The 25,023-nt window shown below is 65.8% G+C and carries 19 protein-coding genes, 1 tRNA gene and 1 other RNA gene; 6 read left to right on the forward strand and 15 right to left on the reverse strand.

Going from position 1 to position 25,023, the window contains the following annotated elements:
* Window positions 1-4 precede the first annotated feature (4 nt).
* The 9 genes from M2361_RS12400 to M2361_RS12440 form a co-directional block, all read right to left on the reverse strand.
* A complete protein-coding gene (locus M2361_RS12400) occupies window positions 5-1,264 on the reverse strand; it encodes a CaiB/BaiF CoA-transferase family protein (RefSeq protein ID WP_259249362.1) in 1,260 nt (419 codons plus the stop codon).
* A 72-nt stretch (window positions 1,265-1,336) separates the two neighbouring features.
* Window positions 1,337-1,945 carry a recombination mediator RecR gene (recR, locus tag M2361_RS12405; RefSeq protein ID WP_050449018.1) on the reverse strand — a complete coding sequence of 203 codons (609 nt, stop codon included), beginning with the start codon at window positions 1,943-1,945 and terminating at the stop codon, window positions 1,337-1,339.
* 21 nt (window positions 1,946-1,966) lie between these two features.
* Window positions 1,967-2,293, reverse strand: a complete 327-nt coding sequence (locus M2361_RS12410; protein ID WP_006221090.1) for a YbaB/EbfC family nucleoid-associated protein — start codon at window positions 2,291-2,293, stop codon at window positions 1,967-1,969.
* Between the two features lie 44 nt (window positions 2,294-2,337).
* Window positions 2,338-4,818: a DNA polymerase III subunit gamma/tau gene (gene dnaX, locus M2361_RS12415; RefSeq protein WP_259249363.1), complete on the reverse strand. Its 2,481-nt coding sequence runs from the start codon at window positions 4,816-4,818 to the stop codon at window positions 2,338-2,340.
* 151 nt (window positions 4,819-4,969) lie between these two features.
* Window positions 4,970-5,067: signal recognition particle sRNA small type (gene ffs, locus M2361_RS12420), an RNA gene on the reverse strand.
* 423 nt (window positions 5,068-5,490) lie between these two features.
* Window positions 5,491-8,970 carry an exodeoxyribonuclease V subunit beta gene (locus M2361_RS12425; RefSeq protein ID WP_259249364.1) on the reverse strand — a complete coding sequence of 1,160 codons (3,480 nt, stop codon included), beginning with the start codon at window positions 8,968-8,970 and terminating at the stop codon, window positions 5,491-5,493.
* A 3-nt stretch (window positions 8,971-8,973) separates the two neighbouring features.
* Window positions 8,974-11,652, reverse strand: coding sequence for a PD-(D/E)XK nuclease family protein (locus tag M2361_RS12430; RefSeq protein WP_259249365.1), 2,679 nt, complete (start codon window positions 11,650-11,652; stop codon window positions 8,974-8,976).
* A gap of 21 nt (window positions 11,653-11,673) precedes the next feature.
* Window positions 11,674-11,832, reverse strand: coding sequence for a hypothetical protein (locus tag M2361_RS12435; RefSeq protein WP_259249366.1), 159 nt, complete (start codon window positions 11,830-11,832; stop codon window positions 11,674-11,676).
* Window positions 11,833-11,931: 99 nt separating this feature from the next.
* On the reverse strand, window positions 11,932-13,143 hold the full coding sequence (locus M2361_RS12440; protein WP_259249367.1) for an MFS transporter: 1,212 nt from the start codon (window positions 13,141-13,143) through the stop codon (window positions 11,932-11,934).
* Between the two features lie 370 nt (window positions 13,144-13,513).
* Here M2361_RS12440 and M2361_RS12445 point away from each other — a divergent pair, with 370 nt between their 5' ends.
* The 4 genes from M2361_RS12445 (at window position 13,514) to M2361_RS12460 (ending at window position 18,213) form a co-directional block, all read left to right on the forward strand.
* The gene (locus M2361_RS12445; RefSeq protein ID WP_050449774.1) at window positions 13,514-13,792 is read left to right on the forward strand and encodes a DUF485 domain-containing protein; all 279 of its coding nucleotides are present in this window, start codon (window positions 13,514-13,516) and stop codon (window positions 13,790-13,792) included.
* The gene (actP, locus tag M2361_RS12450; protein WP_259249368.1) at window positions 13,789-15,465 is read left to right on the forward strand and encodes a cation/acetate symporter ActP; all 1,677 of its coding nucleotides are present in this window, start codon (window positions 13,789-13,791) and stop codon (window positions 15,463-15,465) included. The genes M2361_RS12445 and actP overlap by 4 nt, the downstream gene beginning before the upstream one ends.
* A gap of 83 nt (window positions 15,466-15,548) precedes the next feature.
* On the forward strand, window positions 15,549-17,504 hold the full coding sequence (gene acs / locus M2361_RS12455; RefSeq protein WP_259249369.1) for an acetate--CoA ligase: 1,956 nt from the start codon (window positions 15,549-15,551) through the stop codon (window positions 17,502-17,504).
* A 7-nt stretch (window positions 17,505-17,511) separates the two neighbouring features.
* Entirely contained in the window at window positions 17,512-18,213 is a 702-nt protein-coding gene (locus tag M2361_RS12460) for a response regulator transcription factor (RefSeq protein ID WP_259249370.1), read from the forward strand.
* Here M2361_RS12460 and M2361_RS12465 read toward each other — a convergent pair.
* From M2361_RS12465 to M2361_RS12480, 4 genes are all read right to left on the reverse strand, one after another.
* Window positions 18,190-19,932, reverse strand: coding sequence for a PAS-domain containing protein (locus tag M2361_RS12465; RefSeq protein ID WP_259249371.1), 1,743 nt, complete (start codon window positions 19,930-19,932; stop codon window positions 18,190-18,192). The genes M2361_RS12460 and M2361_RS12465 overlap by 24 nt on opposite strands.
* Window positions 19,933-20,278: 346 nt before the next feature.
* Window positions 20,279-20,353: transfer RNA gene (locus M2361_RS12470), tRNA-Arg, on the reverse strand.
* Window positions 20,354-20,472: 119 nt separating this feature from the next.
* Window positions 20,473-20,793, reverse strand: coding sequence for a type II toxin-antitoxin system RelE/ParE family toxin (locus tag M2361_RS12475; RefSeq protein ID WP_100854927.1), 321 nt, complete (start codon window positions 20,791-20,793; stop codon window positions 20,473-20,475).
* Window positions 20,790-21,071, reverse strand: a complete 282-nt coding sequence (locus tag M2361_RS12480) for a type II toxin-antitoxin system Phd/YefM family antitoxin (RefSeq protein WP_100854926.1) — start codon at window positions 21,069-21,071, stop codon at window positions 20,790-20,792. Before M2361_RS12480 ends, M2361_RS12475 begins: the two co-directional genes overlap by 4 nt.
* Before the next feature lie 331 nt (window positions 21,072-21,402).
* Between M2361_RS12480 and pbpG the strand changes: the two genes are divergently transcribed.
* Window positions 21,403-22,638 (forward strand): D-alanyl-D-alanine endopeptidase, encoded by a 1,236-nt coding sequence (gene pbpG, locus M2361_RS12485; RefSeq protein WP_259249372.1) that lies wholly within the window; start codon window positions 21,403-21,405, stop codon window positions 22,636-22,638.
* Between the two features lie 93 nt (window positions 22,639-22,731).
* Here the strand turns inward: pbpG and M2361_RS12490 are convergent, their stop codons facing one another.
* On the reverse strand, window positions 22,732-23,121 hold the full coding sequence (locus tag M2361_RS12490; protein ID WP_100854924.1) for a ribbon-helix-helix domain-containing protein: 390 nt from the start codon (window positions 23,119-23,121) through the stop codon (window positions 22,732-22,734).
* Between the two features lie 247 nt (window positions 23,122-23,368).
* Between M2361_RS12490 and adhP the strand changes: the two genes are divergently transcribed.
* Window positions 23,369-24,394: an alcohol dehydrogenase AdhP gene (adhP, locus tag M2361_RS12495; protein ID WP_259249373.1), complete on the forward strand. Its 1,026-nt coding sequence runs from the start codon at window positions 23,369-23,371 to the stop codon at window positions 24,392-24,394.
* 24 nt (window positions 24,395-24,418) lie between these two features.
* Here adhP and M2361_RS12500 read toward each other — a convergent pair whose 3' ends face one another.
* Window positions 24,419-24,997 carry a DJ-1/PfpI family protein gene (locus M2361_RS12500; RefSeq protein ID WP_259249374.1) on the reverse strand — a complete coding sequence of 193 codons (579 nt, stop codon included), beginning with the start codon at window positions 24,995-24,997 and terminating at the stop codon, window positions 24,419-24,421.
* Window positions 24,998-25,023 lie beyond the last annotated feature (26 nt).

Below are 25,023 nucleotides of genomic sequence, written 5' to 3' on the forward strand. Positions count from 1 at the left end.
CTCCTTAGTTGTCGGGTTTACCGATAGCGCCGGTCTTCGCCAGCTCGTCAATAGCCGCTGAATCATACCCCAGCGCTTTCAGGACTTCCTCGGTATGTTCCCCTAATTCCGGGCCTACCCAGCGCGTCTGGCCAGGGGTTTCCGACAGCTTGGGAACCACTGCGGGAAGCTTCACGGGACTGCCGTCGGCAAGCTGATGTTGTTCGATCATGCGGCGCGCCAGGAACTGCGGATCGCTGAACATATCGGCCACGCTGTAGATTTTTCCGACCGGCACATCGGCGCCCTTGAGCGTGCCCAGCGCCTCGTCGATGTTGCGGCCGTTGCACCACTGCTGGATCGCCCCGTCGATTTCTTCCACGCGGCGCGCGCGCCCATCGTTGCGCACCAGGTCGGGGTCTTCGGCCAGGTCGTCGCGGCCGATGGCGCGCATCAGGCGGTGAAAGATGGCGTCGCCATTGCCCGCGATGACGATGTTCTGGCCGTCGCGGGTGGTGTAGGTATTTGATGGCACGATGCCCGGCAGCGCGCCGCCGGTGCGCTCGCGCACCACGCCGGCCACGTCGTATTCGGGCACCAGGCTTTCCATCATGTTGAAGACGGCTTCGTACAAGGCCACGTCCACCATCTGCCCCTGCCCCGCCTGGCAGGCATCGCCCGTCTTGCCGTTCCACCGCCCGCCCGTGGCGTCGCGGTGGCGCAGCGCCATCATGGCGCCGATCACGCCGTGCAGCGCGGCAATGGAGTCGCCGATGGAAATGCCGACCCGCAGCGGGGGGCGGTCAGGATGGCCCGAGACATAGCGCAGACCGCCCATCGATTCGCCGATGGCGCCAAAGCCGGGCTGGTCTTTCATGGGGCCGGTCTGGCCGTAGCCCGACAAGCGCACCATGATCAACGCCGGGTTGATGGCGCGCAGTTGCTCAAAGCCCAAGCCCCACTTTTCCAGCACGCCGGGCCGGTAGTTTTCGACCACGACATCGGCGTCCAGCGCCAGCTTGCGGGCAATTTCCTGCGCGCGTGGGTCTTTCAGATTGAGGGCGATGGATTGCTTGTTGCGCGCCTGCACCGTCCACCAGAGCGAATTGCCCTCGTGCAGGTGGCGCCAACTGCGGATGGGGTCGCCACCGCCCGTGCCATCCGGCCCGTGCGGCGTTTCCACCTTGATGACGTCGGCGCCGAATTCGCCGAAGATGCGCGCGGCAAAGGGGCCGGCGATAAGCGTGCCGAGTTCCAGGACTTTCAGTCCGGTCAGCGCTGACATGGTTTGTCTTCCTCACGTTTCGTGCCGAGCCGGTACGTTGCCGGTGGCTGTTTTAACGTTGCGAGCCTTGGATCAGGTGGTCTTGCGCTCCATCAGCGCCCAGGCGATGGTGCCGGCATCCACGTATTCAAGTTCGCTGCCCGCGGGCACGCCACGCGCCAGGCGCGTAACGCGCAGGCCGCGTTCACCCAGTGCTTCGCCCAGGAAGTGGGCGGTGGTTTCGCCTTCGGCGGTGAAGTTGGTGGCCAGGATGACTTCCTGCACCACCCCATCGGTTGCGCGCTTGATGACGCGATCGAAATCCAGCTCGCGCGGGCCGATGCCCTCAAGCGGCGCCACCCGGCCCATCAGCACGTAGTACAGGCCACGGTAGCCGTGGCTGGACTCGATCATGTTCTGGTCGGCCGGGGTTTCCACGATGCACAAGAGCGACGGGTCGCGCTTGGGGTTGGCGCAGGTGCCGCAGACCTCGTCTTCGGAAAAGCTGTTGCAACGGGCGCAATGTTTCAAGTCCCGCACCGCGCCGGCCAACGCCCGCCCCAGCATGTCCGCGCCTTGCGGGTCATGCTGCAACAGGTGATAAGCCATGCGCCGGGCTGATCGGACGCCCACGCCGGGCAGGCGCCGCAGCGCCTCGATCAGAGACACCAGCGGTTCGGGTTCAGGCAGTAAGGGATCCATTGCAGCCCAGGGCAGCCTTGATCAGAACGGCAGCTTCATGCCCGGGGGCAGCGGCATGCCGGCGGTGACGCCCGCCATCTTTTCCTGAGACGTGGTTTCGGCCTTGCGCAGCGCGTCGTTGAACGCGGCGGCAACCAGGTCTTCCAGCATGTCCTTGTCGTCGCCGAGCAGCGACGGGTCGATCACGACGCGCTTGACGTCGTGGCGGCAGGTCATGGTGACCTTGACCAGGCCGCCGCCCGAGGCGCCTTCGACCAGGATCTCGGCCAGCGCGTCTTGCGCCTTCTTCATGTTTTCCTGCATCTGCTGCGCCTGGCGCATCAGGCCGGCCAGTTGTCCTTTCATCATGATGGATGTTCCTTGAACGAGGGGAATAAGAGATGGCCGCCGCGTCAGGCAGCGGCCGGGGGATCAACGTGGCGGATGGAGCCGGCGACGACCTGTCCGCCGAAATCGGCCAACAACGCTTGCACGAAGGGATCGACGGCCACCGCATCTTCGGCGGCCTGCTGGCGCGCGGCGCGTTCGGCTTTGGCAACCGCGTGGGCCGTGTCGTCGCCGGTGATGCCGACTTGCACATCCAGCCGGATGCCCTGGCCGAAATGTTCGCACAAGACGGTTTGCAGACGCACGCGGCTTTCGCTTTCGGCCAGCGTCTTGACGGCCACGCGCAGCACGATGGCATCGCCCTGCACGCCGGCCCATTCGCTTTGCCGCGCCAGTTCGGCCGCCAAGCCGGTGACGGGCAGGCGCGCGGCCAATTCGGGCCAGCCGGCCTGCGTCATGTCAGACATGCGCGCGCGCGAGGCGCGCTTGCGCGACGGCGCGGGGGCTTCGCGACGGGCTGCCGGTGGCGGCGCCACCGACGGCGCGCTGGCCAGCGTTTCAAATTCGTCGTCGTCCGGGTTGGACGTGAAACCGCCTTCCGGCACAAAGCCGCCTTCGGCTTCAAACGGAATTTCCTCGTCAACCCAGGACGGCGGGCCGTCGTCGTCGGCCTCGGCCGGCGCGGTGGCCAGCACGGCAGCAACCGCGGGCGTTACCGCCAGCGCGGCGGAACCTGCGCCCTTGGCGGCGGCGGCGGCGGCGTCGACGGCGGGTGCTGCGGATGCGGCGGGTGCGGCGGATGCTGCGGGTGCGGCGGGCGCGGCGGGTGCGGCAGCGACGGATGCGGCTGCGGCTGCGGCGTCAAAGGCAGGCGCGGCGGGCGCAGGCGCTGCCGTGGGTTCGGACGCAGGCGCAGGCGCCGCGTGCGCGGTAGGCGTAGCGCCGGCCGGCAGGTCTTCCCACGGTGGCACGCTGTCTGCGGGCGTCGTGGCGGCTGTGGCTGTGGCTTCGGCCGATTGCGGCGAGGCTTGGCGCGCGGGTTCGGGGGTGGCTGGAGGAGTAGCTTCAGGTGCAGCTTGTGGCGTCGGCGTAGCGAGCGCGGGAGCCGCCTGGGCAGGTTCGGAAACCGGCGCGGCGGACGCGACCGTTGCCTGCGGCGCGGGTTCGGTCACCACGGCTGGCGCGGGTGCCGCCGTGGGTTCGATCACTGCCGCTGGCGCCGGTGCCGCCGTGGGTTCGGTCACCGAGACTGCCGCGCGAGCAGCGACGGGCTCAGCCACAGGCCCAGCCCCAGACGCAACAACGGGTGCAACCATCGGTGCAGCGACGGCTGCGGCAACAGGCGCAGCCGTAGGTGCAGCATCGGCCGCCGCAACAACGGCTTCCTGCGCGGAAGCCGCAGCCGATTCCGCCGTCTGGCGGGCGGGAGTGGCAGGCGCTTCCAATGCAGTCTGCGGACCGGCGTCGCCATTGAGCGCCAGCATGCGCAGGCAGGCCATGATGAAGCCCGCGTATTCGTCCGGCGCCAACGTCAGTTCGCTGCGGCTATGCACGGCCACGGAATAGAACAACTGGACGGCGTCGGGATGCAGGCTCTGGGCCAGCCGCGCGATATCCGCGGCCAGCGGGTCTTCGGCAGCCGTAACGCCCGTGACGCGCTGTTCGATCGCAACGCGCGACAGCAGCACGGCCAGGTCGGCCAGCGCCCCCGCGTACGACAACCCGCGTATGGCCAGCTCATCAGCCACAGCCAACACGCTCTTGGCGTCACCCGCCGACAAGGCGTCAAGCAGGCGCACCAGATGGCGCTGGTCGATGGTGCCGAGCATGCCGCGCACGGCGTCCTCGGTCATGTTGCCGGCGCTATAGGCAATGGCTTGATCGGTGAGCGACAGCGCATCGCGCATCGAACCCTGCGCGGCCTGGCCGATCAGGCGCAAGGCCGGCACTTCAAAGGCGACTTCTTCGTGGCCCAGCACCGCTTGCAGGTGCCCGACGATGGAGTCGGCCGGCATCTGCTTCAAATTGAATTGCAGGCAGCGCGACAGCACCGTGACCGGGATCTTTTGCGGATCGGTGGTGGCCAGGATGAATTTGACGTGGGGGGGCGGCTCTTCCAGCGTCTTCAACATGGCGTTGAAGGCGTGGCCGGTCAGCATGTGCACTTCGTCGATCATGTAGACCTTGAAGCGCCCCGCGCCCGGCGAGTACACCGCCTGTTCGAGCAACTGCGTCATTTCCTCGACGCCGCGGTTCGAGGCCGCATCCAGCTCCAGGTAGTCAACAAAGCGCCCGGCGTCGATTTCCGTACAAGCGCGGCAGACGCCGCAAGGCTTGGACGTGATGCCGGTTTCACAGTTGAGCGACTTGGCCAGAATGCGGGACAACGTGGTCTTGCCCACGCCCCGCGTGCCGGTAAACAACCAGGCATGGTGCAGGCGTTGGGTGTCGAGCGCATGAGTCAGCGCGCGGACCACGTGATCCTGTCCCACGAGGGTATCGAACGATCTCGGCCGCCACTTGCGGGCCAGTACCAGATAAGTCATGGCTGGATTGTAGAGCCTGTTTCGCGTGCTGGCTGAAATGCAAAGGGGACGGGCTTATTCCCGTGGAACGAATCCCTGGAAAATAACCCCGTCCCCCTTGAAAGCGAAGGGCCATGAACTGAAATCATGACCCTTTGCTTTGAAGAATCCGGTTGGCGAGCCTTACTCCGGCACTGATCCTAAACGACTATGGCTGCTTCGTTCCCGACCTGACCAGGTTCACCGTCGAACCATGCGGAGGGGCCCGCCAACCGGAATTCTAGCAGAGCTGCGCTTCGCTTGCTTGCAGCCTTCCGGTTGGCGGGCCCCTGTGGGGCGGTATGTTGCCCCCTCCCCGGCCCTCCCCCCGAGGGGGAGGGGGTGATGGCTTTGCTTCGCTTGCCATTTTTGGCTCGCTTCGCCTTGCCTTGCTTTCTGCGGCTCGCTTCGCTTTGCCGGGCTTTTTGCCGCTGTTCGATTGGCCGGATTTTTGGCGGCTCACTTGCTCGTAGGATGGGTGAAGCGCTTGCTCGTAGGATGGGTGAAGCACTTGCTCGTAGGATGGGTGAAGCACTTGCTCGTAGGATGGGTGAAGCGCGGGTTGGCTGTCAGAAGAAAATAGATCGTCTACGCGCGCAACCCATCTCCCGCATACTTCACACCCCCCACATCCCTCACACCCCCCCACATCCCTCACCCCTGCAAATCAATCCACGCCTTCGCCCTGGGAAAGTACAGCGCGGCTTTGGCCTTGCGGCCGTCTAGCGATGTGACTTGCGTGCAATACCGCAGCAACTGATCGCCGTGTCTTTGACGCATCCGTGCCGCGAACGCCGCTGGGGGTTCGCCGGGATGGGGGCGGCCGGTTTTGTAGTCGACGATCAGCCAGCCGTCTTCGGTGCTTAGCGCCAGGTCGATCACCGATACCTTGCCGGCGGCGTCGATCAGCGGCCATTCGCGTCGGGCGCCGGATTGGGATAGCAGCCACAGGCCGCGCTCGTCGGCTAGCGTGGCTTGCAGCGTTTCCAGGACGGCCTCGGCGGCGGCGTCGGCCTGGCTGGCGGGGATGCCTGCGCGGGTCAGTTGGCGGCGCATGGCGGGAAGGCGGTCGGCCAGGGCGTTGGCTGGCCAGGCGTGGATGCCGTCTTGGCCGATGCGGGCAAGCCAGGCGTGCGCCAGCGTGCCGATGGCGGCGTCGTAGCCGGCTTCAAGCTGCCAAGCGGGGTGTTCGCTGCCGTCGCCCCACGCGCCCCGTTCGGCTGCGCCGAAGCCGGGGCTGATGACCACGTTGGACAGCCGCGCCAACTGCGCAAGGCCGTCGCCGGCCACGCGGCGCAGCGGCTCGCCTTGCCATTCCGGGGTGTCGACCGCGTCGGGCTCGGCCTCGCTTTCCTGCTTGGGTGGCACGGGCGGAACCAGGCACGGCCACAAGCGGCCCAGCAAACTGGCGGATGGCGGCGTCTTGGCTTGCCCGGTGGCCTCGTCGACCGCGACATGGCCCACCAGGTGCAGGCGTTTGCGCGCCCGTGTCGCCGCCACGTATAGCAAGCGATCAATCTCGTAGGACGCGCGGCGGGCCTCGCGGGCGCCCAGGTAGCGCGATATCGGGTCGGCCTCGACCTCGGCGCGCGGCTTGACCGGGCCGAACAGCACACGGCCACTGCTTTGTTCAAAACGCACCAGCGGCGCCTGATCACCCCGGGGCGCGCGGTGCAGGCCGTACAGGATGACCGTTTCAAACTGCAGGCCCTTGGACTTGTGCATGGTCATGATTTCGACCGCGCCGTCGTCCTCGTCCGCCGCGTCGGGCGCGGCGAACAGGCGCGAGATGCCGGCGTCCAGCGCTGCCGGATCAATGCCGCCGTGCGGCGCCAGCCGCTCCAGCAGTTGGAACAGGCTTTCGGCGTCGTTCGAGACCGACAGGCCGGTGTACAACGCCGGGCCGCCCAGGCGCCGCCACAAGGATTCCACCCAGGCCGCGAACGGCATTGCGCCGGAAGCATTGCGCTTGTCCAGCAAAATGGCGGCCACCTGGCGCAGGCGTTCAAACTCGTCGGCGCTCAACACCGCTTGCGCGGCGGGCGTTTCCAGCGCTTCGCTTGCTTCGGACGCTGCCGGAACCGCGTCGAATGAGGAACCCTGCGGTTCGCTGCGCGCAGCCTGGGGCAGCGTCACCGGCGCCGTCGGCGGCGCAATGCGCAGCGCGCGTTCCAGCAGCACGGGCACGGGCGTGATGTGGTCGTCACCAAACAGGCGCTGCAGGGACGTCAGCGTCAAACCGCAGTACGGCGCGCGCAAGACCGACAGCCAAGCCAGCCGGTCGGCCGGATGCGACAGCGCCCGCACCAACTGCACCAGGTCGGCCACCACCGGGCGCAAAGCCAGCGGCACCAGATCCACGGCGCGGCAACGGATGCCTTCCTGCGCCAGCCGGCGCGTCAGGTTGCCCAGGTGGCTGCGCGCGCGCACCAGCACCGCCACCGGATGTTTGGCGCCCTTGTGGTCGATCAGCGCCTGGCGCACCAGGCCCAGCGCGATTTCCTCGGCCTGCTCTTCCGCCGGCGTTCCGCCCGCCCGCGACCAGGCCGGGTGAAAGCGCACAGCCGGGTCCGGCAGCGCCTCGTGGAAGGCCGTGGACGGGCTGTAGGCAATGGCCCCCGCGGCGGCGTCGCTGCGCTTGGGCAGCAGGCCCGCGAACGATTGGTTCACCCATTCCACGATGCCCGCCTGCGAGCGGAAATTGTCGGTCAGGTTCAGGAAGTCGGGCGTCAATTCGCCCACGCCGATGTCGGCCACTTCCAGGAACAGGCCCACCTCCGCCTTGCGGAAACGGTAGATGGATTGCATCGGGTCGCCCACCAGGAACAGGCTGCGGCCATCGCCCGCCTGCCAGCCCGAGGTCAACGTGCGCAACAGGTCAAGCTGTGTCTGGCTGGTGTCCTGGAACTCGTCGATGAGCAGGTGGCGGATCGACGCATCCAGTTTCAGCAGAAGCTCACCGGGATCGTCGGCGCTGCCCAGTGCGGCCGCCGCGCGTTGCGCGATTTCGATGAAGTCCACCTCGCCCTGGTCCGCGAAGCGCAGGCGCAGTTGCGCCACGGCCAGTGCCAGCGTCATCAACTGCGCGCCCAGCACTTCCCATTGCGCGTCCGTGAAATGCGGGTTGGGGATGTCGCGCACGGCGTTCAGCCGGCGCACCCAGGCGGCCTTGTCGTCCGCCGCTTCCAGCCATGCCACAAAGGGTTCCTTGTGCGCGCACTTGGCCGGAAAGCCCAGGTTTTTGTTGACGGTCTTGCGCAGGCTGCCGGTGCCCGTCAGCAGCAGATGGGCCACGGCGCGCCACTGGTCCAGCATGTCCGCATCAGGCGGCAGCTCTTCCGTCCAGTCCAACAGCGCCAGCAGCTTGTTGTCGTCTTCGCCGTCTTGCAGATGAGCCGCGGCCAACCGGGCCGGGCCGCACAGCGCGTCGGCCCAGCCATAAGGCATGGCTTCGCAAAGCGCGTCCAGGTCTTCGCCGATGGCCTCGGCCAGCATGGCTTGCATGCCGGCTCGGTCGGAACCGTGGCGCAGCAGCGGCAGCCATTGGTCGCGCTGACCCAGCATGTCGGCGATGGCGTCCTTGGCCGCTTGCACGTCCACGTCCAGATGCTGCAACAGAATGCGCACGGCGTCGTAGTCGTCGGCCAGGTCCAGCGTGGCGCGGGCCGCTGCTTCGTAATGGGCGCGCGCGTCGTCGGTGATGTCCGGCATGCCGCCCAGTTCGGACAGCCACGGCATGCTGCGCACCAGCCCCGCGCAGAACGAGTCGATGGTGCGGATTGCCAGGCGCGCCGGGTGGTCCAGCAGATGCCAGCCCTGCTCGGCGTTGCGGGCCAGCGCGGCGCGCGCCAGTTCCCAACTGTGGCGTTCGTGCATGGCCTCGGGCGGCCCGTCCAGCCCGCGCCGCAGCTTGCTGAGCACGCGCGCATGCATCTCGGACGCGGCCTTGCGCGTGAACGTGATGGCGACGATTTCCTCGGGCCGGTTCACCGTGGCCAGCAGGGCCAGGATGCGGTCGGTCAGCAGCTCGGTCTTGCCGGAGCCGGCCGGGGCTTGCACCAGGAATGAGCGGGTGGGGTCCAGCGCGTCGGTGCGCGCGGCGTGATCCTGTGGCAGGCGTTCTGTGTCGGCCATGGCTCAGGCGTCCTCGTCGTCAAGATGCAGACGCAAGAACGGCAATGCATCGCAGTATTTCAGGTCATCGCGGCGGTAGGCCACATTGCTGGCCACGCCCGCCACGTATTCATCGGCCAGCGCCTCGATGGCCACCCGCCACCGCTGCCGGATCTCCGGCCAGGTCAGGCCGTCGAAAAACTTGCTGTCGCTGGCCAGCGTCACGCCGGGCACGCCCAGGTCTTCGTCGGCCAGGCCTTGCGCGGCCACTTGCCGCGCGTGAATCTGCGCCAGCACCAGGCCCGCGACCTCGCCGCCCGCGGCATCGGCCAGCACCGACGCATAAAACGGCAACTGCACGTTCACGGGACGGCTGCGCGACCAATCGGGTTCGGGCTTGGCGGCGGCCACGCCGGTCTTGTAGTCGACGATGACGTTGCGGCCATCGGCCAGGCTATCGATGCGGTCCAGCCGCAGCTTCAAGGTCAACGCGCCGCGCTGCCACTGGTGGCTCTTTTCGACCTGCGCCACCGCGAACGGCAGGCGCTGCGCCTCCATGTGGAGCCACGACGCCAGCACGGTCTGCGCGCGCTGGCACTCCAGCGTCTTCAACGCGGGCGCATAGTCCTTGAGTTCTTCATCGGCGGCCTGGGCCACGGCTTGTTCCAGCAAGGCGGCCAGCCGCTGGGTGGCGATGACCTCGTGCAGCGCGTCCTGGTCGGGCATCATGCCCCACACCAATTCCAGTGCCTTGTGCAGGAACTGGCCCCGCACGTTGACGGTGGCGCTGTCGGCATAAGGCGCCAGCTCGCGACCGCCCAGGCGGTGCCGCACGAAGGCCCAAAGCGGATTGCGCGCCTGCGTGTCCAGCACGTCCAGCCCGCCGCCACCACGGTTGCCCGCCGCCAAGGGCGGGCCCTGCCTGTCGTCCAGCGATTCCTGCGGCAGCGCCGCCGTGGCTTCGACCAGCGGCGGCGTCCAATCGGTCAAAGTAGCGCCGGCAATCAGCGGCGAGGGCCGCAGCTCGCGTTCGCCATCCATATGGGCATGGCTGACGATGATGTCGGGTGCGCAGCGGCACAGCGCGGCATACATGCCTTCGGCCCATTCGCGTTCACGTTCCGGCGTGGCGCGCGGGGCCTTGGCCTGGCGCAGCACGGCCAAGGGCAACAGCGGGTTGGGCTTGGGCGACGCGGGCAGTACATCGTCGGTCAGCCCCAGCATCCACACGCCGTCCCAGTAGCCGCCTTCGGCCTCCAGCAAGCCCAGCACGTCCAGCCGCGCGGTGGGATCGCGCTGCGGCTGGAACGACGCCGACCGCGCCACGCTTTGCAGCAGGTTGACCGCCGCCACACCACCCAGTCGGCCGGCCGCCGGCGCCAGCGCCGAAAAGCTGCCCAGTGCATCACCCAAAGCGCCCATGACCTGATACGCCACGCTGTCCAGCGCGCCTTCGCCCGGAAAACCCAGCGCCGTCAACGCCGCCTTCATGCGCAGCATCCAGACGTCGCACGTGGCCTGGCGGCCGCCCTGGGTCCAGATGTCCAAGGCCTGGTTCCAGGCCTGCGCCAAGGCGGGCGTGTCGGCCAGCAGCTTCTTCCAATCGTTCGGGCTGACGCGCTGCACCGCCTGACGGCGCCAACGCGCGTCGATAGCAGCCAGACGCGCGCGGTCGCGCACGTCGCCGGCGCAATGGCCGGCCAGCAGCGCCGCGCCCAGCACGTCCACGCCGCAGCCCTTGCCGCCCGCGCATTCGGCCAACGCGCGCAGCCACGCCAGCGCGGCCCGCGCCATCGGCCAGTCATTCAGCGGCCGGCCCACGGCCACGTTGAAGGCATAAGCCGGCGCGCCGTCGCGTCCGGCCAAGGCCTGGCTCAAGACACGGCGCGCAAACGGGGATTCGGCTTCCAACTGTGGGGACACGATGGCAAACCGCCCCTGCGGATGCGCCCGCAACTGGCTGGCGGCCCAAGCCGCCGCCGCGCGCCATTCCGCGCCCTGGTCGGCGGCTTCGAAGCGGCGGGCCACGGTTTCAACGCGCTGTTCGTCGCGCCATTGCGCAACCCGGCAGCCCTGGTCTTCAAAGGCGCGCAGCAGGCGGCGAAAACGTGGCGATACGTCGGTGAAGCCGGCCAGCACCAATTGCCCGGGAATGGGCAAGCGGCCTTCTTCCAAGGCGCGCAGCACGCGGGCATAGCCTTGGTTGGCGTCCTCGGCGTCGATACCCGCCAGCGTTTGCCGGTAGCGCTCGCGCCACTTGGCAAAGCCGCGGTATTCATCGGTGTCGGCGCCGGAGGGTACATGCAAGTCCCATTCGTCCATCAGCAGGTCGGCGTCCATGGACAGCTTGGCTGCCTGGCTGGCGTCCAGCAGCACGCGCTCGGCCTCTTCGGCGCGGATGGCTTCGGTCCAGACCAATTGCGTGGCGAAGCTATCCAGCCGGTAGGCGGGCACGTCGTCGTCGGCTTCAAACGCCAGTTCGTTCGCGGATTCGGCAAGCCAGGCGGACAAGGGCAAGATGCGCGGCAGCTCGCTGACCTGGCGTTCCAGGCGAAGCAGGCCGGCCAGTTCCAGCGTCAGCCGGCGCGACAGGCGGTTGTTCACCGTCAGCACCAACGTGTCGGCGGCGGCCAGGGCGCCGATGTCCGGCAGGGACAGCAGGGATGCTGAAAGCAAAGGAGGGGAAAGCGGCGCGTCCTGCATGGGCATCCGAAAAAGAAGCGGCTAGAAGCCGCACAGGGCGGCCAGATTTTCCCAATGCAGCTGCATGTCGGGCGTGGTGTAGCCCCAGAACGCCAGGCCCAGCACCGCCACCAGCGCCAACACGCCCACGGCGCGCCAGCCTCGATGGCGGCGGACGGTGGGGGGAGTGGCGTGCGGCATGGTCAGGGGTTCCATAGGGCAGGCAGGCGGCAGGCGGGTAGCGGACGTCGGTGACGGCAGGGTTGCAGTCGGTCGGGTTGCAGTCGGGTCGCGGCGATATCAAGTTGCCACGGGTCGGGGTTCGGCCACATTCACCGGCTGCTCGCGCACCGGCAGGCACAGCAGCGCGGCAATGATGGCAAGCGCCAAGCCCAGCCACCAGACCATATCGTAATTGCCGGTCTTGGCGTAAGCATACCCGCCCAGCCAGACGCCGATAAAGCTGCCCAACTGGTGCCCCAAAAAGACAATGCCCGACAGCGTAGCGGCGTAGCGCAGGCCGTAGATCTGCCCGATCAGCCCTTGCGTAAGCGGCACGGTGCCCAGCCAGAACAAGCCCATCCACGCCGCGAACACATACAGCACCCAGGCCGACAGCGGCACCGCCAACAGCAGCACGATGCCAAAGGCGCGCATGAAATACACCAGGGCCAACAGGCGCTTCTTGCTGTATTTGCCGCCCAGCTTGCCGGCATAGAAAGAGCCCACCACATTGAACAGCCCGATCAGCGCCACCGCGGTCGCGCCCTGCCCGGCCGTCAAGCCGCCGTCGGTCACGTAGGCGGGCAAGTGCAGCGTGATAAAGGCCGTGTGAAAGCCACAGACGAAGTAGCTCAGGAACAGGAAGTGGAACGACGGGTGACGCACCGCCTGGCGCACGGCGGCGGCCAGCGATTGCTGCGGACCCGACTGCGCTTGCGGGCGGCCGCGCAGGAAGTAAGCCAGCGGCGCGGCGCAGGCCACGAACAGCGACAGCACCCATAACGCGCCCGGCCAGTCCATGCCGGTGATGAGCGCCTGCCCGGTCGGCACCACCGCGAACTGGCCCAACGAGCCGCCCGCGCTGGCGATGCCCATGGCCGTGCTGCGGTAGGCGGGCGGCACCGCGCGCGCCACCACCGGCAGGATCACCGGGAACGTGGTGCCCGCCTGGCCCAGCCCGACCAGTACGCCCGCCGTCAGGTACAGCGTGGCTTCGTCGGTGGCGAAGCGGGTACCGATCATGCCCAGCATGTAGAGCACCGCGCCCAGCGCGATCGTGCGGCCGGAGCCGTAGCGGTCGGCCAGGATGCCCATGAAGATACAGGCCACGCCCCAGACCAGGTTCTGCAGCGCGAACGCCATCGAGAACACGTCGCGCCCCCAACCGTGCGCCAGGCCCATCGGCTGCATGAAGAGGCCAAAAGTGGCGCGCACGCCCATCGCAAGCAGCACCACCAAGGTGCCCAGGATGAGGGTGCGCGTGGAAATCGTATCGGTTTGGTTAGACATGAAACCCGTGTCTGGTTGTTGTTTGGGTTTGCGTCCCCTCCTCGGGACCCGGCCAACATCATATACAAGTCGCCGCCCGCGCAAAGGGAATAGCCCTGTTGCCGAATCGCACTTTGCGCGCCCTGTCACTAGGGCCTACCCCCTACGACCAAGGTCGTGTGTGCGAGCCTGTGATGCGTCTCTATATTGGGCAGAGGCCCGCGAGGCATCGCCAAACGAGCCGATCCGGATGCGCTGACGGCGCCCGGCCATAACAACAAGGAGCCCTATCGTGCCCACCCCCAAACACGTGCCTTCACCCCACGTGCCCTCCCCCCACGTGCCCCCCTCCCCCCAAGCACCCGAACCCGAAAGCAGGGTCGCCGCCGTCATGCGACATCCCAAATATCAGGAACTGCTGCGCCGCCGCAGCCGCGCCAGCTTGTTGTTCTTTGCCATCACGGGCGTGATCTACGCCGGTTTCATCCTGACGCTGGCGTTCGACCCCGTGTTCTTCGGCAGCCCGGTACCCGGCATGACGATGAGCATCGGCGTGCTGACGGGCACGCTGGTCGTGTGCAGCGCCGTGGTGCTGATTTCCGCTTACGTGCATATCTCCAATTCCGTGTTCGACCCGCTGCTGGCCGCCATCATCAAGGACGTGTCATGAAAAACAAGAAACTGGGCGCCGCATTGATCTTCATCCTGGGCTGCTCGCTGGCGGGCGCGGCGCGCGCCGCCACCGGCGGGCAGGCCAGCATGTCCGCCATCGTGATGTTCCTGGCGTTCATCGCCGGCACCATGGGCATCACCTACTGGGCCGCCAAGCGCACCCGCACCACGTCCGACTTCTACACGGCGGGCGGCGGGCTGTCGGGCTTTCAGAACGGCCTGGCCATCGCGGGCGACTACCTGTCGGCCGCGTCGTTCCTGGGCATTGCGGGCATGGTCTACGTTAGCGGATTCGACGGCATGATCTACGCCATCGGCTTTCTGTTCGGCTGGCCCGTGGTCATGTTCCTGATCGCCGAACGGCTGCGCAACCTGGGCCGCTACAACTTCGCCGACGTCACCTCGTTCCGGCTGTCGCAGACGCCGATGCGCGTGCTGGCGGCCAGCGCGTCCCTGCTGATCATTGCGCTGTACCTGATTGCGCAGATGGTGGGCGCGGGCAAGCTCATCGTGCTGCTGTTCGGGCTGGACTACAACGTCGCCGTGGTGATCGTCGGGTCGCTGATGATGATCTACGTGGCCTTCGGCGGCATGACCGCCACCACCTGGGTGCAGATCATCAAGGCGGTGCTGATGCTGCTGGGCGCCACGCTGATGACGGTGCTGGTGATGGCCGCGTTCAACTACAGCCCCGACGCCCTGCTGGCGGAAGCCACGCGCGTGCACCCGTCCGGCAGGGAACTGCTGGCGCCGGGTGCGCAGGTCAGCAGCAACCCCTTGAACGCCCTGTCGCTGGGCATTGCGCTGGCGTTCGGCACCGCCGGGCTGCCGCATATCCTGATGCGATTCTTCACCGTGTCCAACGCCAAGGAAGCGCGCAAGTCGGTCATCTACGCCAGCTCATTCATCGGCTACTTCTACCTGCTGACATTCATCATCGGCTTTGGCGCGGTGGCGCTGCTGGTGCGCCATCCCGAGTATTACGTGACGGGCGCGGACGGCCAGTTCGACATGCTGAAAAGCCTGATCGGCGGCACCAACATGGTGGCCGTGCACCTGGCCAATGCCGTGGGCGGCAACCTGCTGCTGGGCTTTCTGGCGGCCGTTACTTTCGCCACCATCGTCGCGGTGGTGGCAGGCCTGGCGCTGGCGGGCGCGGCGGCCATTTCGCATGACCTCTACGCCAACGTCATTGCGCGGGGCCGCGCCACCGAAGCCCAGCAGATGCGCATCTCTCGGCTGTCCACCATTGCGCTGGGCGTCATGGCCATCTTGCTGGGCATCGTGTTCGAAAACCAGAACGTGGCGTTCATGGTGGGCCTGGCGTTCGCGATTGCGGCCAGCGCCAACTTCCCGGTGCTGGTGCTGTCGATTTCCTGGCGCGGCTGCACCACGCGGGGCGCCACCATTGGCGGCTTTCTCGGGCTGGCCTCGGCCACGATCTGGGTGGTGCTGAGCGACACGGTATGGGTCGATGTATTCGGCTTTGCCACGCCCATCACGCCGTTCCCCAACCCCGGCATCCTGTCCATCCCGCTGGCGTTCTTTTCGATCTGGCTGTTCTCCAAGCTGGACAACAGCCCCCGGGCGCATCAGGAAGCCGAGGCCTTCGACGCCTTGACCGTCCGCAGCCAGACAGGCATCGGCGCCACAACCGCCGTCGCCCACTAAACATGCCCATTAGTTACGCCTGTTAGTTACGCCTGTTATTTACGCCCATCAATTACGCCCATCAACCACGCTCAGGAGCCATCATGGAACCCATACGCGATCGCTATCCCGTCCCCCAAGGTTTTGCCGGACCGCACACGGTTACGCAGGACCAGTACGACGCCGCGTACGCGGCCTCGATGCAGGACCCCGATGCGTTCTGGGCGAATGCGGCCAAGCGCCTGCAGTGGTATCGCGAACCCACCCAGATCCGCGACGTCAATCTGTCGCCCGACGACTTTCATATACGCTGGTATGCCGATGGCGAACTGAACGTCAGCGTCAATTGCCTGGATCGACACCTGGCAACACGCGGCGACAAGACCGCGCTGATCTGGGAATCCGACGACCCCGGCACACCGTCGCAACGCCTGACCTACCGCGAACTGCACGCCAAGGTCTGCAAGATGGGCAACGCGTTGCGCCGTCTAGGCATCGGGCGCGGCGACCGCGTCACGATCTATATGCCGATGATTGCCGACACCGTGGTGGCGCTGCTGGCGTGCGCGCGCATCGGCGCGGTGCATAACGTGGTGTTCGGCGGGTTTGCGCCGGCGTCCATTGCCGACCGCGTGCGCAACTGCGGCGCTTGCGCCATCATCACCGCCGACGGCGGCCGCCGCGCGGGCCGCGGCGTTGCGCTGAAAGCCAACGTGGACGCCGCGTTGGACATGCCGGGCATGGAAGGCGTGCGCACCGTGCTGGTGGTGCCGCACACGGGCGAATCCGTCAACATGACGCCCGAACGCGACTACTGGCTGGACCGCCTGATGGAACGCGAACCGGACGACTGCCCGCCTGAACGCATGAACGCCGAAGACCCGCTCTTCATCCTCTACACCTCGGGCAGTACCGGCAAGCCCAAGGGCATGCTGCACACCACGGGCGGCTACCTGGTCTATGCCGCCTACACCCACGCCACGCTCTTTGACATCCGCGACAGCGACGTCTTCTGGTGCACGGCCGACGTGGGCTGGATTACCGGCCACAGCTACCTGGTCTACGGCCCCTTGGCCAACGGCGCCACCACCCTCATGTTCGAAGGCGTGCCCAGCTACCCGGACGCCTCGCGCTTCTGGCAGGTCATCGACAAACACGCCGTCACCATCTTCTACACCGCCCCCACCGCGATTCGCGCGTTGATGCGCGAAGGGTCCGAGCCCGTGCTGCGCACGTCGCGCAAGTCCTTGCGACTGCTGGGGTCGGTGGGCGAACCCATCAACCCCGAAGCCTGGCGCTGGTATCACGACATCGTAGGCGGGGGCCGCTGCCCCATCGTGGACACCTGGTGGCAAACCGAAACGGGCGGCATCTTGATTTCGCCATTGCCCGGCGCCCGCGCCAGCAAGCCGGGCGCGGCCAGCACGCCCTTCTTCGGCATCCGCCCCGAGCTTGTCGATGTGAAAACCGGCGCCATCATCAACGGCCCCGGCGAAGGCAATCTTTTCATCCGCGATTCCTGGCCCGGCCAGGCGCGTTCGGTGTACGGCGACGAGCAGCGCTACATCCAGAGCTGCTTCAAGGATTATCCGGGCATGTACTTCACGGGCGACAGTTGCCGCCGCGACGAAGACGGCGACTACTGGATCACCGGGCGGGTGGACGACGTGCTCAACGTCAGCGGACACCGCTTGGGCACCGCTGAACTGGAAAGCGCATTGGTGTCGCACCCCAAGGTGGCCGAAGCCGCCGCCGTGGGTTTTGCGCACGACATCAAGGGCCAGGGCATCTACGTCTACGTCACGCTGAAAGCCGGCGCGCAGCAGTCCGACACGCTGCGCCAGGAACTGGTGGCGCATGTGCGCCGCGAGATCGGCCCGATTGCAACGCCCGACCACCTGCAATGGGCGCCCAGCCTGCCCAAGACGCGCTCGGGCAAGATCATGCGTCGCATCCTGCGCAAGATTGCCGAGAACACCATCGACGACCTGGGCGACATCACCACGCTGGCCGATCCCACCGTGGTCCAGACGCTGGTGCGCGAGCGGCGTGTGGCATGATCGGCCCATGCCTGTCCTGCTGATCGCCGACGACCACCCGCTGTTTCGTGAAGCCCTGCGAGGGGTGATCGGCCGTGTGTTCCCGGACGCCGTCATACACGAAGCCGACCAGATCTCCGTGCTCTACGATCTGGTTGACTCGTGCCCCAGCGCCGACCTGCTGTTGCTGGACCTGGACATGCCCGGCTCGTTCGGCCTGGGGCCGCTTGGCCATTTGCGCAACCAGCATCCGCAACTGCCTATCGTGATTGTGTCGGCGCATGAAGACCCGCTCTTGATACGCCGCGCGCTGGATCACGGCGCCATGGGCTTCATCCCGAAATCATCAGACGCCGATACGCTGGGCTCGGCCTTGCTGCATGTGATGGACGGCGGTACCTGGGAGCCCGATGCGGGTCACGCCACCATTGCCGCCACCATTACCGCAACCCGCGGCGCCCTGCCGCGCGAGCCGGCCATGGCGGCCCATGTGCGCGAACTGACACCGCAGCAGTTCCGGGTATTGCAGATGGTGGGCGCGGGATTGCTGAACAAGCAGATTGCGCACGAATTGCAGGTATCGGAAGCCACCATCAAAGCCCACATGACCGCCGTGATGCGCAAGCTGCGGGTATCGAATCGCACGCAAGCCGTGCTGATCGCCGCGCGGCTGGGCCTGGGTACGTGGCGCTATGGCGCTATCGCGTCAAACCCCAGGGGTGAAGCGTGATGCGGCCAAGCCATGCTGCTCCGAACTCCGATGCTCCAAACCCTGCGGCGCCAATCCTTGATGCGCCAATTCGTGGTGCGTCAACATCTGCGCGCGCAGCTTTGCCGTCAGCAAGGCACGCAGCGACGCCGGCTTGATGGGCTTGGTCAGCACCCGATAGCCGCGCGCCCGCGCCGCCTGCGCCAAGGCATCCGCGCCATCCGCCACCAGCAGCGCGCCTCGCGCGGCAGGCGAGCCGGCGCGCAGGGCGTCCAGGCTATCCAACCCGTTCATGCGGTCGCGCAGAAGGAAATCCACTAATAGAACATGAGGCTGATGGCGCATCAGCGTCATGGCGTCGTCCAGCGTGGTCGCGCACCACACACTGGCCTGCCAGCCGCCCAACAGCGCTTGCAGGCCGCCGAGCACGTGTGAGTCGTTGTCCAGGCACAGCACCCGCAAGCCCTTTAGCGAGGCATGCACGGGCGGCCATTGCAACCGCGACGCCGCGCCGCTCAAGCGCGCCGGCGCGGGCCTCGGGTTTGCAACGCTGGGCACGCTGACCGAAAACACGCTGCCCCGGCCCAGGGCCGAGCGCGCGTCCAGCCCATGCCCCAGCAACAACGCAAAGCGACGGCATATGGACAACCCCAGGCCGAAGCTGCGCCCTTCCCGGTTCTGCGGCTGTTCGTAGCGCTGAAACTCGTCATAGATGCGGCGCAATTGATGCGGGGGAATGCCCGGCCCGGTGTCCCACACTTGCAGTTGTACTTGCCCACCCCGCGACCGCGCGGACAGCAGAATGCGGCCGTCACCCGTATAGCGCAACGCATTGGCCAGGAAGTTCTGCAAGATGCGGCGCAACAGGCGCGGGTCGCTGCGCACCAGCAGCGAAGGTTTGGCGTGCAGGCGCAACTGCAAGCCGGCCCGCAGCGCCACGTGGCCGTACTGGTCGGCCAGTTGGCGCAGCATCGGCTCCACGTTGAAGTCACTGAATTCAGGCTTGAGCACCCCCGCGTTCAGCCGCGATACGTCCAGCAGGCCGTCAAGCAGTTCTTCCGCCGCGCGCAGCGACGTGTTGATGCGGCCCGCCAGATAGCGCTGTGCCTCGGGCCGGTCTTCCTCGTTCAGCGCCGACGCAAACAGGCGCGCCGCGTTGATGGGCTGCAGCACATCGTGGCTGACGGCTGTCAGGAACTGGGTGCGTGATCGCTGCGCCGCTTCGGCCTCTTGCGCCCGCGCGCTGACGCGTTGCTCAAGCGTGTTGTTGATGTCGCGCAGCGCGCTTTCCACGCGCTTGAAGTCGGTGATGTCGCTATAGCTAGTGACGTAGCCGCCGCGCGGCAATGGCCGGCCACGCAGTTCCACCACGCGCCCTGACCGCAAGGTGCGCTGCCGATGGTAGACGGCGCCGGCTTGCATCAAGGCGATGCGCTTGCCTACCAGGGCGTCGATGTCCAGGCCCGGGTCCGACCCGAACTTGCCGCGATGCGCGTTGAAGCGGATGAGGTCGGCCACGGGTTGGCCCACGCGCAGCAGGCCGTCGGGGTAATCGAACAGGCGCTGATACTGCTGGTTCCACGCCACCAGCCGCATACGCGCATCCACCACGCTTACGCCCTGATCCATGCTGTCCAGCGTGGCCAACAGGTCGGGCATGCGTAGCGGGTTGTGCCTTAGGGCGGCATACGCCAGCAGGGCGAAGGTCAACAAGGCAAGCGCAAGCCAGCCCAGCATCATGGTGAAAGTCTCCTGCGTCAGTGGTCGGGCCGCGGGCGCAGGTTGTAATTGTGTGGCGTCCCGTCGGCACTGCGCGCATTATGACGCCGCCTTGGTACGGGTGGCACATGCCGACGGCATCTGGACCGCAATTTCAGACGAATCCTAAATCGCCAAGCGTGTGCGCTCGGCGGTCACCGCGCTAGTGATTTGCGCCATGGCAACAAGCGGTTCGGTACGGCGGTTAAGCCCCGCGGTTCAGCACGGCAGTTCAGCACGATTCAATGCCGGACACTTCGCATTTCAGAGTGGGGAATAGGCGACAGGCGCGAATGGCCTGGCTGGAAAGAAAGGCAGAAAGACAAGCTGGCGTCTCCGACAGGAATCGAACCTGTATCTAGGACTTAGGAGGTCCTTGTTCTATCCGTTGAACTACGGAGACACGCTGCGGGCGGAATTGTATCGCTTTTCAGGGACGACCCGGCAACGCAAGGCGGATTATGAATTGGGCCCCACGACTCAGGTGCGCAATGTAGCTCGCGTCCGCGTTCGGCCAGGTGGCTAACCTGTTCGGACGGGCCGCCTTGCGAGCTTTGTCTTGAAGTCCTGACGTGTGTCGCAGATGACGTGGATATAGACGATCTTCCCTACCACCTCATAGATGACGCGGTTCTTCGCAGCGATGATTTCGAGGAAATGCGTGGCAGGCAGTTCGAGAGGGGCGTGGCCGACCTGCGGAAACTGCTCGAGGTTAAGGATTGCTTTCTTTATCTTGGCATAAGAAGCCTGCCAAACCGCCTGAGAAAAGTGCTTTCTAATGTAGCGGCGAATTTCATGCAAATCGTCTACAGCGGACTGAAGAAAAACAACCTGGTGGCTCATTCCGAACCTTCTTTGTCCATTGCCTCAATCTGAGCGAAAACATTGGCAGCTGGAACGACCCGGCCCTCTTCAATCTCGCGGCGTCCGCGGGCCAACAGTTGCAGTAGCGCAATCGTTTGTTCTTGCTCTTCGTAGCTCAGAACATCCATCACCACGAGTTTTGCCTCCCCGTTTTGAGTGATGAGCATCGGTTCTCGATTCTCAGAAATCTCCTTGACGATTTCTGCCGCGTGGCTTTTCAGGTAGCTGATGGGCTTGACTTGGGTTGAGTATTTCATGGTTGTCCTCGGATCCAATGAGACTGATTCTAGACTGAATTTAGTCTTCTAAAGACGGCTACTACCGACGTTCAGCCAAATGAGGGTTATTCCGGGCTACGCTCACGCGCGTTCAGCCGTTAGCTTCTCACCTCACGCCTGTGACAAATTGCATCCACGACACATGCGTCACTATTATTTTTTTATGACAAGATCGCGAATCGCCTTGCGCGCCTCTTGATGTACTGTTTAAATTCATCGCGTAAGCCCCTAATTCATCTGGACTTTTCCTGAACCGACGATACGCCGGCTTGCGAAACACTTCTTCACAGACTGATAAGCCTGCTCAACCATGGCATTTTCCTGGACACGTGCAATTGCGAACGCGGTAGCGCCCATGGCGCTGGCGATGTGCGCGCTCCTGCCCCACGCCGCGCAAGCCGCGAAAAATTCCGACCCTTGCAAGACCAACGCCAAATCGGCGGCTTGCAAGGCGCAACAAGCCAAGAAGGCCCCCGCCCCGAAGGCGGCTTCGGGCAAGAGTTCGTCCGGCAAGCAAGCCGCTGCCAAAGCCTCTCCCAGCGCCAAGAAGGCGCCTCCCAAATCTTCATCAAGCGCCAAGAAAGCCCCGCCCAAGTCGTCGTCCACCGCCAAGAAGTCGCCGCCCAAGGGTGGCAAGCAAGTGGCCGCCAAGGGCACGCCGCCCAAGAAGGGCGCCGCCGGCAAGAGTGGCAAACCCAACAAGCCGAACCGCGCGCAACGCGCCGCGGCCCTGGCGGCATCCGCCGCCATGCCGCCCGCCGCTTCGTCGGTGCGCGCTGAAGCCGCCGCGCTGCGCTCCAGCACGGCCTATGTGCAAGACCTGGAAACGTCCACCGTTCTGTTCGCCAAGAACGAAAACGTGGTGCGCCCCATCGCTTCCATCTCGAAGCTGATGACGGCCGTTGTGGTGGTGGACGCCAACTTGCCGATGGATGAAATGCTTGAGATCACCGACGATGACATCGACGGCCTCAAACACACCACGTCACGCTTGCGCGTGGGCACCAAGCTGTCGCGCGGCGACATGCTGCACCTGGCCTTGATGTCGTCCGAGAACCGCGCCGCCAACGCGCTGGGCCGCCACTACCCGGGCGGCCTGCCCGCTTTCGTGGCCGCCATGAACGCCAAGGCGCAATCATTGGGCATGACCAGCACGCGCTTTATCGAGCCCACCGGTTTGTCCAGCGACAACGTGTCGTCGCCGCATGATCTGGCCCGCCTGCTGCGCGCGGCGTCGCAACGCCCCCTGATCCATCGCTACTCGACCGACACCGAGTACGACGTTGAAATCAACAACCGCACGCAAACCTTCCGCAATACGAACCTGCTGGTGCGCAAGCCCGACTGGGACATCAAGGTGTCCAAGACCGGCTACATCAACGAGGCCGGCGAGTGCCTGGTGATGCTGGCGCGCATCAATGGCCGCGACCTGGCCATCGTGCTGCTGGATTCGCAAGGCAAGCTGTCGCGCATTGGCGATGCGGTGCGCATCCGTCGCATCGTACAAAACGAAGTGGCGCTGGCGTCCATACAGCCCGGGGGCTGAACACTGACGGCGGGGGCACCCATAGCGGGCGGCCCCACATCGCGCAACAATGCATAAGGCCCGATCTGATCGGGCCTTATTTTTTTGACCAGCCTAGGCGGCGACGCGCCGTTTGGCGCGCAGCGGTTCCGCGTCGTACATCGATGCCGGCAGTCCTTCCAGCACCGCTTGCGGGTTCAGCGACCGGATCGGCACTGAAGCATCGTGAGGAATGCGCCCATCGGCCTGCAGCAACTGATAGCGCAGGCAGCACACGCGCAGGAACGACGTGAAATTGGCGGCCTCGCCGCGATATTCGATCAGCTCGTCGTACAGCCGTTCGATCAATTGCGTGACGCGCATGCCGTCACGCCCGGCAATTTCTTCCAGCACCTGCCAGAACAACTGCTCCAGCCGCAAGCTGGTCGCCACGCCATGCAGGCGCAGCGAACGGGTTTCGGGCGCGTAGGACTGCTCGCTCGCGCGGATGAAGATTTCACACATATAAGCTCCCGGACGAGAGGTCAGGGGCACCTGCCGGGCCCACCTCGCGAAGAACCACTTTACGACGTTTGCCGCAGCGCTCGCAACACGCCAGGCGGCTTACGTCCCCGACACCCGATCCCGTCAACGCGTTGCGCGAAGCCACCTGTCCCCCACCCTTTGCATGCGGTCCCGATTGATAAAAATCATGGTGTCTACTACGCAAGCGGTCGAGCATAGAAGAACTGACCTGACTTCGGAGCAGACTATGGACAAGACAATGAAGGCCGCGGTTGCACGCGCATTCGGCGAACCCCTGGTGATTGAAGAAGTGGCCGTGCCGCGCCCAGGGCCAGGCGAATTGCTGGTCAAGATAGAAGCCTGCGGCGTGTGCCACACCGACTTGCACGCCGTCCAGGGCGACTGGCCCGTCAAACCCAAGCCGCCCTTCATTCCCGGCCACGAAGGCGTGGGCCACGTGGTGGCGGTGGGCGCCGGGGTAACCCATGTGAAGGAAGGCGACCGCGTGGGCATCCCCTGGCTGTATTCCGCCTGCGGCCATTGCGAACACTGCCTGGGCGGCTGGGAAACATTGTGTGAGCAGCAACAGAACGCCGGCTACTCCGTCAACGGCGGTTTCGCCGAATACGCGCTGGCCGCCGCCGACTACGTGGGGCTGTTGCCCAAGAACGTGAGCTTTGTCGACATTGCCCCCGTGCTGTGCGCGGGCGTCACCGTGTACAAGGGCCTGAAGATGACGGATACGCGGCCGGGCAACTGGGTCGTCATCTCCGGCATCGGTGGGTTGGGCCACATGGCGGTGCAATACGCCCGAGCCATGGGCCTGAACGTGGCCGCGGTGGACATCGACGACAGCAAGCTGGAACTGGCTCGCCGCCTGGGCGCCGAGGTCACCGTCAACGCCAAGACCACCGACCCCGCCGCTTACCTGAAGCGCGAAATCGGTGGCGCGCATGGCGCGCTGATCACGGCGGTATCGCCCAAGGCGTTTGAGCAGGCAATGGGCATGGTGCGGCGCGGCGGCACCGTGGCGCTGAACGGTCTGCCGCCGGGCGACTTCCCGCTGTCGATCTTCGACATGGTGTTGAACGGCGTCACCGTGCGCGGCTCTATCGTCGGGTCGCGGCTGGACCTGCAAGAGTCCTTGCAATTTGCCGAAGCCGGCAAGGTGCGCGCCACGGTGTCCACGGATCGGCTGGAGAACATCAACAGCGTGTTCGACCGCATGAAGCAGGGCCAGATCGAAGGCCGGGTCGTGCTGGACTTTGCCTGATTCCATCCAGCGCGGCCCCGCGCATCAGGGCGTGATCTTCGTGCCCAGCACCACCAGGAATTGCGACAGCCACGCCGGGTGCGCGGGCCAGGCCGGCGCCGTCACCAGGTTGCCATCGGTATAGGCTTGATCGATACCGATCTCGGCATAGGTGCCGCCCGCCAGCCGCACCTCGGGCGCGCACGCGGGGTACGCCGAGCACGTGCGCCCTTTCAGGATGCCGGCCGCCGCCAGCAGTTGCGCGCCGTGGCACACCGCTGCAATGGGTTTGCCGGCCTGATCGAAGTAGCGCACGATATCCAGCACTTTTTCATTCAGTCGCAGGTATTCCGGCGCGCGGCCGCCGGGTATCACCAAGCCGTCGTAGGACGCGGGCTCGACGCGATCGAAGTCGAAGTTCAACGCAAAGTTGTGACCGCGCTTTTCACTGTAGGTCTGCGCGCCTTCGAAATCGTGGATGGCGGTGGCAATGGTGTCGCCGGCCTTCTTGTCCGGGCAGACCGCGTGCACCGTGTGCCCCACGGCCAGCAGCGTCTGGTACGGCACCATGGTTTCGTAGTCTTCGGCGTAATCGCCGACCAGCATCAACAGTCTTTTGCTCATGAATGTCTCCTTGGAATGAAGGGCGC

Origin of the sequence: Achromobacter sp. JUb104 (assembly GCF_024806975.1) — a bacterium.
GTDB classification, from domain to species: domain Bacteria; phylum Pseudomonadota; class Gammaproteobacteria; order Burkholderiales; family Burkholderiaceae_B; genus Achromobacter; species Achromobacter spanius.